At 75.4% G+C, this 10375-nt stretch carries 2 protein-coding genes; both read right to left on the bottom strand.

Features of this window, described 5'->3' with window-relative positions; translation table 11 throughout:
* Positions 1-134 precede the first annotated feature (134 nt).
* Positions 135-1259 (bottom strand): agmatinase family protein, encoded by a 1125-nt coding sequence (locus ACIOFR_RS41360; protein WP_401005872.1) that lies wholly within the window; start codon positions 1257-1259, stop codon positions 135-137.
* Positions 1260-1529: 270 nt separating this feature from the next.
* On the bottom strand, positions 1530-10375 hold an 8846-nt coding region (locus ACIOFR_RS41355; protein ID WP_401005870.1), incomplete at its 5' end, for an SDR family NAD(P)-dependent oxidoreductase.

Genomic DNA, 10375 nt, shown 5'->3' with positions numbered 1-10375 from the left:
TGGCACCTCACCCCCGCCAGCGCATAACCAGAAGGGGCCGCCCGGCCCGCAGCCAGACAGCCCCTCAGCAAGATCTTCACGAGCCTTCTAGGCCCGGTGCCCTGTCCGTCCCGGCGAGGGCCTGGAGGCTCGGATCATCCCATCGGGAATTTGATCTGCCCCGAGACGATCGGGTTGAGGTAGTTCGGGCCGGCGATCTTCAGGCGGTTCATGGCCAGGCCGGTGAGGCCCTCGAAGATGGCGCGGCGGGCGTTCATGGTGGTGGAGTAGCCGGGGTCCAGGTGCGGGGCGACCTCGACGACGTCCATGCCGATGACCTTGGTCTCGTGGCAGATCCGCCGGAAGGCCGGGAACAGCTCCCGGTTGGTCAGGCCGCCCGGCTCCGGGGTTCCGGTGCCCGGGGCGAACACCGGGTCGAGCACGTCGATGTCGAGCGAGAGGTAGACGTACTCGGCCTTCTCCTGGACCTCGGCGATCGCCTTGTCCAGGACCGCGTGGAACCCGATCCGCTCGATCTCGGCCATGAAGTGCGTCTTCATGCCCTGCCGGCGCATCCAGTTGAAGAGCTGGTTGTCGGGGCCGGTGACGGTGCGTACGCCGACCTGGACGACGTTGCCGGCGGGGATCCGCTCGTCCTCGATGATCCGGCGGATGGGGGTGCTGTGGGTGGCGCGGTGGCCGAGCTGGCTGTCGTGGCAGTCCGGGTGGGCGTCGAAGTGGATGACGCCGATCTTCTCGGGGCCGTACACGTCGGCGAGCGCGCCGACGCTGGGCCACAGCAGCGAGTGGTCGCCGCCGAGCAGCACGGGCACCGCTCCGACCTCGGCGATCTCGCGGACCAGTGCCCGGATCGGCCCCATCGAGTTGGGGGTGCTGAACGCGTCCACGGCGGCGTCGCCGTAGTCGACCACCTTGAGCACGTCGAAGGGGTTGATCCGGGTGCTGGCGTTGATCGCGGCTTCGGGGGTGTTGAAGACGTAGCGCTCGTCGGCGCGGATCATGCGCGGTCCGTACGCGGCGCCGCGGTGGCCCACCGAGGAGTCCAGTGGGATGCCCAGCACCGCGACGTCGACGTTGCCCGCCCGCAGGTCCTCCTGGTTGAGGCAGAACGGCACGCCCATGAAGGTGGGTACGCCGGAGTAGGCGGGGTGGGCGTAGTAGCGGCGCAGGTCGATCGGGCCGGGTTCCCGGGCGGGGGCCTTCGAGCGGTCGATCTCCACGAGGTGTTCCGGGGTCTGAGGCCTGTCGTTCACACACATCTCCTCGGTGGCGGGGGTCGGGCAGGACGGGGTCGGGCAGGACGGGGTTCGGGCGGGGCCGGCCCCGGGGCTCGGCCTGTCGCGCCACCGCGGCGGGCTCGCGGGCCCGCGCACACAGTTCGCCGCGGATCGAGCGTAGATCCGCCGAAATGCCGTCAATACCCGTGCGGGCCACCTACCCGACCCCTAGTTCGCAAGGGCCGACCCCTACCCCCGCCGGCGGGGAGCGGGCAGGGGCAGGGGGCCGGGGCCAGGGGCGGCGGGCCGGTGTCAGTTCAGGCCGAGCTCCTCGTCGAGGAGGCTGAACAGCTCGTCGGCCGTGGCCCCCTCCAGCGCGGTGGTGTCCTCGCCCGCCGCGGGTCCGGTGCCCACCGGGTTCCGGGTCTCGGTCCACATCGCCAGCAGGGTGCGCAGCCGGGTGGCGACGCTGCGGTGTTCCTCGTCGCCCGGGGAGAGGGCGGCGAGGATCGACTCCAGCCGGTCGAGTTCGGCACCGATCGGCAGGGCCGCGGACGCCGTCTCCTTCTCGCGGGTCTCCTCCCGCAGGTAGCCGGCGAGGGCGTCCGGCGTCGGGTAGTCGAAGATCAGCGTGACCGGCAGGCGCAGCCCCGCGGCCGCACCGAGGCGGTTGCGCAGGTCCACCGCGGTCAGCGAGTCGAAGCCCAACTCCACGAAGCCGCGGGCCGGTTCGATCGCCTCCGCGCCGCCGTAGCCGAGCACCGCGGCGACCTGGCTCCGGACCACGTCCAGCAGGATGCGGTCGCGCTCGCCGTCCGGCAGGCCGCGCACCCGGTCGGCGAGGCTGCGCGTGGTGTCCGGGCCGGTGCGGTCGGCGCCGGCCGGGCGGGGACCGGCGGCCGGCCGACGGGCCGGGATCCGGACCAGCCCGCGCAGCAGGTGCGGTACGGCCTCCGGGTCGCCGTGCGCCCGCAGGACGGCCGTGTCGAGCCGCATCGGGACCAGGACGGCGTCCGGCAGGGTGACGGCCCGGTCGAAGAGGTCGAGGCCCTCGGCGGTGGGCAGCGGCGCGAAGCCGGCCCGGGTCATCCGGGCGACGTCGGCCTCGTCCAGCCGGCCGGACATGCCACCGGACGGGCCGCTCGCGGCGGCCTCCTCGGGTGCCCACAGGCCCCAGGCGAGCGAGGCGGCGGGCAGGCCGTGCGCCCGGCGGTGCTGGGCGAGCGCGTCCAGGAAGCTGTTGCCCGCGGCGTAGTTGGCCTGCCCCGGGCCGCCGAGCACGCCGGCGGAGGAGGAGAACAGCACGAACGCGGACAGCTTCCGTTCCCGCGTCAGCTCGTGCAGGTGCCAGGCCGCGTCCACCTTGGGCCGCAGGACCGCGTCGACCCGCTCGGGTGTCAGCGCGGTCACCACCCCGTCGTCGAGGACGCCCGCGGTGTGGACCACGCCGGTCAGCGGCCGGTCCTCCGGGACGGCGGCGAGCAGGGCCGCCAGCGCCGCGCGGTCGCCGGTGTCGCAGGCCACCACCTCGGCCCGGGCGCCCAGTTCGGCGAGGGCGGCGACCAGGTCGGCAGCGCCGGGCGCGCCGGCGCCGCGCCGGCTGGTCAGCAGCAGGTGCCGCACGCCGTGCCGGACGACCAGGTGGCGGGCGAGCAGGGCACCGAGCGCACCGGTGCCGCCGGTGACCAGCACGGTGCCGTCGGGGTCGAAGACGTGCTCCCCGGCGGTCCCGACGACGCCCTCACCGGCGGCTGCGCCGTCGAGCGGCGCCGGGTCGGCCGCGAGCGGCACCCTGACCAGCCGCGGGGCGTAAGGCCGTCCGGCGCGCAGCGCGAGCTGCGGTTCTCCGGTGGCAAGGGCTGCCGGCAGGGCCCGGACGGAGTCCGGGTCCTCGTCGAGGTCGACCAGGACGATCCGTCCCGGGTGCTCGCTCTGCGCCGATCGCAGCAGTCCCCAGACGGGGGCGTGCACCAGGTCGGTGAGCGCCTCCTCCTCGGAGGTCGTCACCGCACCCCGGGTGACCACCACGAGCCGGGCGTCGGCCGGGCCGGTGGCGGCGGCCCAGTCCTGGACGAGGCCGAGGGCCCGTAGCACGGCCGCCCTGGCGGCGGCGGCGACGTCCGGCACGACGGTGCCGGTGGGCGGGAAAACGGGGACCAGGACGGTGTCGGCCGTCCCGGCGGCCGCCAGGGAGGTCAGGTCCGGGTGGGCGACGAGCTGCGGCCCGGCGGGCCCGAACGGGTCGGTGTCCGCACCGAGCACCGCCCAGTGCCGTCCCGCCGCGTCGTCCGCCATGGCGGCGACGGGCAGGGGCGTCCACTCCGGACGGAACAGCGACTCGTGGAACTCGCCCTGACCGGCGTGCAGTTGCTCGGCCGAGGCGGCGCGCAGCACCAGGGAGTCGACGGCGGCGACGGGATGGCCGTGCTCGTCGGCGAGGTCGAGTGACACGCCGTCCGCCCCGGCCGGGGCGAGCCGCACCCGCAGGGCGGCGGCACCGGTCGCGTACAGCCGCACGCCCGACCAGGCGAACGGCAGCCGGGGCCGGTCCGGGTCCCGGTCGGCGGCGGGCAGCAGACCGCCGAGGCCGATGCCGTGCAGGGCCGCGTCCAGCAGCGCCGGGTGCAGCCCGTACGGAGCGGTGTCCAGCGGGCGTCCGGTCGGCTCGGGGCGGATCTCGGCGAACAGTTCGCCGTCCCGCCGCCAGGCCCGACGCAGGCCGCGGAAGGCCGGGCCGTAGTCGAGGCCGATGGCGGCGGAGCGCTCGTACAGGCCGTCGAGGTCGACCGGTTCGGCGCCGGCCGGTGGCCAGTCGGCGAGGTCCGGTCCGGCGTCCGCGGCGTCCGTCGTGGCGAGCAGGCCGGTGGCGTGGCGGGTCCACGGCTCCTCGGCGGGCACGTCCTCGATCCGGGAGTACAGGCCGATCGCCCGCCGCCCGTCCGGCTCGGCCGCGGCGATCGTCAGCCGCAGCTGGAGGCCGCCGCGCTCGGGCAGCAGGACCGGTGCGGCGAGGGTGAGTTCGTCCAGCAGGTCGGCGCCGACCAGGTGGCCGGCCCGCAGGGCGAGTTCCACCAGCGCGGCACCGGGCACGACGGCCGCGCCGTGCACGGTGTGGTCGGTGAGCCAGCTCTGGACGGAGCGGGCCAGCCGACCGGTCAGCACCAGGGCACCGGAGTCGGGGAGTTCGACGGCCGCGCCGAGCAGCGGGTGGCCGGCCAGGTCGAGTCCGGCGGAGGCCATGTCACCGGCGGACAGGCCGGTGTCCAGCCAGTACCGCTCCTTCTGGAACGCGTAGGTGGGCAGGTCGATCCGGCGTCCGCCGGTGCCGTCCAGGACGGCCCGCCAGTCCACGGTCGCGCCGCGGACGTGGAGCCCGGCCAGGGCGGCGACCAGGGCGAGGCCCTCGGGCCGGCTCCGGTGCAGGGCGGGGAGGAAGGCGGCGGTGGTCCCGGTGACGCAGTCCGGGCCGAGAGCGCTGAGGACGGCGTCGGGGCCCAGTTCCAGGTATCCGGTGACGCCTTCGGCCTCCAGCGTCGCGATGGCGTCGGCGAAGCGGACGGCCTCACGGACATGCCGCACCCAGTACTCGGGGTCCGTCAGCTCCTCCGACACGAGCGTGCCGGTGAGGGTGGAGACGATCGGGATCCGGGGCGCCGAGAACGTCAACCCGGCTGCCACCGAGCGGAACTCGTCGAGCATGCCGTCCATCAGCGGCGAGTGGAACGCATGGCTGACCGTGAGCCGCTTGGACTTGCGCTCCCCCAGCTGCTCCACGACCGCCAGCACGGCGTCCTCGACACCCGAAACCACCACCGACGAAGGCCCGTTGACAGCCGCGATACCGACACCGTCGGTCAGCAGCGGCACCACCTCCGCCTCCGTCGCCTGCACGGCGACCATCGCCCCGCCACGCGGCAGCGCCTGCATCAACCGACCACGCGCCGCCACCACCCGAGAGGCATCCGCCAGCGACAGCACACCCGCCACGTGCGCGGCGGCCAGCTCACCGATCGAGTGCCCGGCCAGGAAGTCCGGCCGCACACCCCACGACTCCACCAACCTGAACAGCGCCACCTCCAGCGCGAACAACGCCGGCTGGGTGAACGCCGTCTCGTCCAGCTGCTCCCCGTTCGCGATCACCTCGCGCAGCGAGCACCCGAGCAGCGGATCCAGCTCCGCACACACCGCATCGAACGCCGCCGCGAACACCGGATACGCGGCATACAACTCCGCACCCATACCCGCCCGCTGGCTCCCCTGCCCCGTGAACAGGAACGCCGTCCGGCCGGGCAGCGCCGATCCCTGGACCAGCCCGGGTGCGGGTTCACCCGCCGCCAGTGCGCTCAGCGCGGCCAGGGCTGTCCCCCGGCCGTCAGGTCCGTCGGCCAGCAGGACGGCCCGCTGTTCCAGGGTGCTGCGGGTGGTGGCGAGCGATTGGGCGACGTCCTGCGGCCGCAGCTCGGGCCGGTCGGCCAGCAGTTCCAGCAGGCGGGCCGCCTGGGCGCGCAGGGCGGGCTCGCCCTTGGCGGAGAGGGGCCAGGCCAGCACGGGCTGCGGCACGCTACCCGGCAGGTTTTCGGCAGGGGCCTCGGCCGGAGCCTCCGCCGAGACCTCCGCCGGGGCTTCCTCCAGGATGGTGTGGGCGTTGGTCCCGCTGATCCCGAAGGACGAGACGCCGGCGCGGCGCGGCCGGCCGGTCTCGGGCCACGGGACGGTCTCGGTGAGCAGCGCGACGGCACCCGAGGCCCAGTCGACGTGCGGGGTGGGCTCGTCGACGTGCAGGGTCCTCGGCAGCACGCCGTGGCGCATCGCCAGCACCATCTTGATGACGCCTGCGACGCCGGAAGCGGCCTGGGTGTGGCCGAGGTTGGACTTGACCGAGCCGAGCCGCAGCGGCCGGTCGGCGGTGTGCTCGCGGCCGTAGGTGGCGAGCAGGGCCTGCGCCTCGATCGGGTCGCCGAGGGTGGTGCCGGTGCCGTGCGCCTCGACGGCGTCGACCTCGTCCGCGCCGAGCCGCGCGTCCGCCAGGGCCTGGCGGATCACCCGCTGCTGGGACGGTCCGTTGGGCGCGGTGAGGCCGTTGGAGGCGCCGTCCTGGTTGATCGCCGAACCGCGGACGATCGCGAGGACCCGGTGCCCGTTGCGGCGGGCGTCGGAGAGCCGCTCCACGAGCAGCATGCCGACGCCCTCGCCCCAGCCGGTGCCGTCGGCCGCAGCGGCGAAGGACTTGCAGCGCCCGTCCTCGGCCAGGCCGCGCTGGCGGCTGAACTCCATGAAGGTGCCGGGGGTGAACATCACGGTGACGCCGCCGGCCAGGGCCATCGTGCACTCGCCGTTGCGCAGGGCCTGCGCGGCGAGGTGCAGGGCGACCAGGGAGGAGGAGCAGGCGGTGTCGACGGTGACCGCCGGGCCCTCCAGACCGAAGGTGTACGCGACGCGGCCGGAGACCACGCTGCTGGAGCTGCCGGTGCCGAGGTAGCCCTCCACCTCGTCCGGGGCGGTCCGCAGCCGGGTGCCGTAGTCGTGGTACATCACGCCGGCGAAGACGCCGGTCCGGCTGCCGCGCACGGTGGCCGGGTCGATGCCCGCCCGTTCGAAGACCTCCCAGGTGGTCTCCAGCAGCAGGCGCTGCTGCGGGTCCATGGCGAGGGCCTCGCGCGGCGAGATGCCGAAGAACGCGGGGTCGAAGTAGTTGGCGTCGTGCAGGAAGCCGCCCTCGCGGGTGTACGAGGTGCCGGGGTGGTCGGGGTCGGGGTGGTAGAGGGCGTCGAGGTCCCAGCCCCGGTCGGTGGGGAAGGCGGTGATGCCGTCGCGTTCGCCGGCGATCAGCTGCCAGAGGTCCTCGGGCGAGGTGATGTCGCCGGGGTAGCGGCAGGCCATGCCGACGATGGCGATCGGGTCCTCGTCGCCGGTGCTCCCGGCGGTGGGTGCCGGGTCGGAGGTGTCGGGCAGGGTGCCGAGGAGTTCGGTGCGCAGGTGGCCGGCGAGGGCGGCCGGGGTGGGGTAGTCGAAGATCAGGGTGGCCGGCAGGCGGAGCCCGGCGGCCGCCCCGATGCGGTTCCGCAGCTCGACGGCGGTGAGCGAGTCGAAGCCGAGCTCCTTGAAGGCGCGTTCGCCGTCGACGGCTGCCGCGTTGGGGTAGCCGAGTACGGCGGCGACCCGGTCGCGGACGAGGTCGAGCAGCTCGCGCTGCTGTTCGGCGGCGGCGAGCCCGGCCAGGCGCCGGGCCAGGGCGGTGTCCGCGCCGGCCTGGTGCGGGCCGTCCGGGTTCGCGCCGGTGGCCGGGCGCGCGGACCGGCGCGGCGGGGTGCGGACCAGGCCGCGCAGCAGTGGCGGGACGTCCCCTTCGGCGGCCCGGGTGCGCAGGACGGCGGTGCTGACCCGCATCGGGACCAGGACGGCGGTGCCGTCCCCGCTCCGTCCGGCGGCGAGCGCCGCGTCGAACAGGGCGAGGCCTTCGTCGGTGGAGAGCGGGCCGAGGCCGGAGCGTTCCATCCGGGCGAGGTCGTTCTCGGTGAGGTGTCCGCTGACCCCGCTGCTCTGTGCCCACAGGCCCCAGGCCAGGGAGGTGGCGGGCAGGCCCCGGGCGCGGCGGTGGTGGGCGAGGGCGTCCAGGTAGGCGTTGGCGGCGGCGTAGTTGCCCTGACCCGGGCCGCCGAACAGTCCGGCGGCGGAGGAGAACAGGACGAATGCCGCCAGGTCGCGGTCCGCGGTCAGTTCGTGCAGGTGGCGGGCGCCGTCGGCCTTGGGGCGCAGTACCGCGTCCAGGCGGTCGGCGGTGAGCGAGCCGATCACGCCGTCGTCGGTGACGCCGGCGGTGTGCACGACGGCGGTCAGCGGGTGGGCGTCCGGGATCCCGGCGAGCAGGCCGGAGAGCGCGTCGCGGTCACCGGTGTCGCAGGCGGCGAGGGTGGTCTCGGCGCCCAGGGCGGCGAGTTCGGCGGCGAGTTCGGCGGCGCCCGGGGCGTCGGCGCCGCGGCGTCCGGTCAGCAACAGGTGCCGCACGCCGTGCCGGGTGACCAGGTGGCGGGCGAGTGCGGAGCCGAGCGCGCCGGTGCCGCCGGTGATCAGGACGGTCCCCTCGGCGGCGAAGGCCACAGGGCCGGGCTCGCCACCGACGTCGCCGGGAGCGGGGTCGGGCGTGACGGGGACCCTGGTCAGGCGCAGCGCGTGCGGGCGGCCGCGGCGGACGGCCAGCTGCGGTTCTCCCGCGTCGAGGGCGGCGGGCAGGGCCCGGGCGGACTCGGGGTGCTCGTCGAGGTCGACCAGGCTGATCCGGCCGGGGTTCTCGGTCTGCGCGGAGCGCAGCAGGCCCCAGGCGGCGGCGTGCGCCGGGTCGGTGACGTCCTGGTCGGTGACGTCCTGGTCGCCGGTGACGGCGACGGCGCCGCGGGTGAGCACCACCAGGTGCGTGTCCGCGGTCCGGTCGTCGGCGAGCCAGGCCTGCGCCAGGCCGAGGGCGTTGCGGACGGCGGCGCTCACCGCCTCGGCGTCGTGCGGGGCGGGGTCGTGAGGCTCCGCGCCCGGTGCCGGGTGGCAGGGGACGAGGACGACCTCCGGGGCCGGTCCCGCCGCGAGCAGCGCGTCCAGGTCGGCATGGCGGTCGGCCGGGACGCCGAGGCCTGCGGGCGGTTCGGCGCCGAGGACGGCCCAGCGCTCGTCCGTCCGGGGTGCGGTGGGCGCGCCGAGCGGCAGTTCGACCCACTGCGGGCGGAACAGCGAGTCGTGGAAGGTGACCTGTGCGGCGGTGACCTGTTCGGCCGTGACCGGGCGCAGCACCAGCGCGTCCACGGTGGCGACGGCCCGGCCCTGCTCGTCGTCCAGGCGCAGGGCGACGCCGTCGGTGCCGCGCGGGGACAGCCGGACCCGCAGGGCGGTGGCACCGCCCGCGTACAGGCGCACGCCCGTCCAGGAGAACGGGAGGCCGGTCTGCCACTCGTCACCCTCGGCGACGGTGAGGCCGAGGGCGTGCAGCGCCGAGTCGAGCAGGGCGGGGTGCAGGCCGAAGCGGGCGGCCTCCGTCTCGGCCCGCTGCGGCAGGCGCAGTTCGGCGTAGACCTCGCCGTCGTGCCGCCAGGCGCGGTGCAGGCCGCGGAAGGACGGACCGTAGTCGAAGCCGACCGCGGCCATACCGGGGTAGTGGCCCTCCAGTTCGGCTTCGACGGCCCCGGCCGGCGGCCAGGGGCCGGCCGTCGGCGCGGGCGGTTCGGCAGTGCCGGGGCCGTGCGCGGCGGCGAGCAGACCGGTGGCGTGGCGGGTCCACGGCTCCTCGGCCGGGAGGTCCTCGCGGCGGGAGTGCAGGCTGAGCTCGCGGCGGCCTTCCCGGTCGGCCGCGCCGAGCGTCAGCCGCAGCTGGACGCCGCCGCGTTCGGGCAGCACCAGCGGTGCGGCGAGGGTCAGTTCCTCCAGCAGGTCGCAGCCGACCTGGTCGCCGGCCCGGATCGCCAGCTCGACGAACGCGGTGCCGGGCAGCAGGACGGCGCCCATCACGGCGTGGTCGGCCAGCCACGGATGCGTCGCCAGGGCGAGCCGCCCGGTGAACACCAGGCCGCCGGTGTCGGGCAGTTCGGCGGCGGCGCCGAGCAGCGGGTGGTCGGTGTCGCCGAGTCCCGCCAGGGTGACGTCACCGGCGCCGGCCGGCGGGACGTCGGGCCAGTAGCGCTCCCGTTGGAAGGCGTACGTCGGCAGGTCGACCCGGCGGGCGTGGTGCCCGGCGAAGACCCCGTGCCAGTCGACGGTCGCGCCGCGCACGTACGCGTGGGCGAGGGCGGCGGTGAGCGTCTGCGTCTCGGACCGGCCGTGGCGCAGGGCGGGCACGAAGGAGGCCGGCTCGAGGACGCACTCCTGCCCGAGGGCGCTGAGGACGCCGCCGGGGCCCAGTTCCAGGTATCCGGTGACGCCCTGCGCCTCCAGGACGGTGACCGCGTCGGCGAAGCGGACGGCCTCGCGGACGTGTCGCACCCAGTACTCGGGGTCCGTCAGCTCGTCCGACACCAGCGTGCCGGTGAGGGTGGAGACGATCGGGATCCGCGGCACCGAGAAGACCAGCTGTGCGGCCACCGAACGGAACTCGTCGAGCATGCCGTCCATCAGCGGCGAGTGGAACGCATGGCTGACCGTGAGCCGCTTGGACTTACGCTCCCCCAGCTGCTCCACCA

This window comes from Kitasatospora sp. NPDC088346 (genome assembly GCF_044740765.1).
Lineage (GTDB): Bacteria > Actinomycetota > Actinomycetes > Streptomycetales > Streptomycetaceae > Kitasatospora.
Note: the sequence above shows the minus strand (reverse complement) of the source record. Positions and strands in the feature narration are given on the sequence as shown.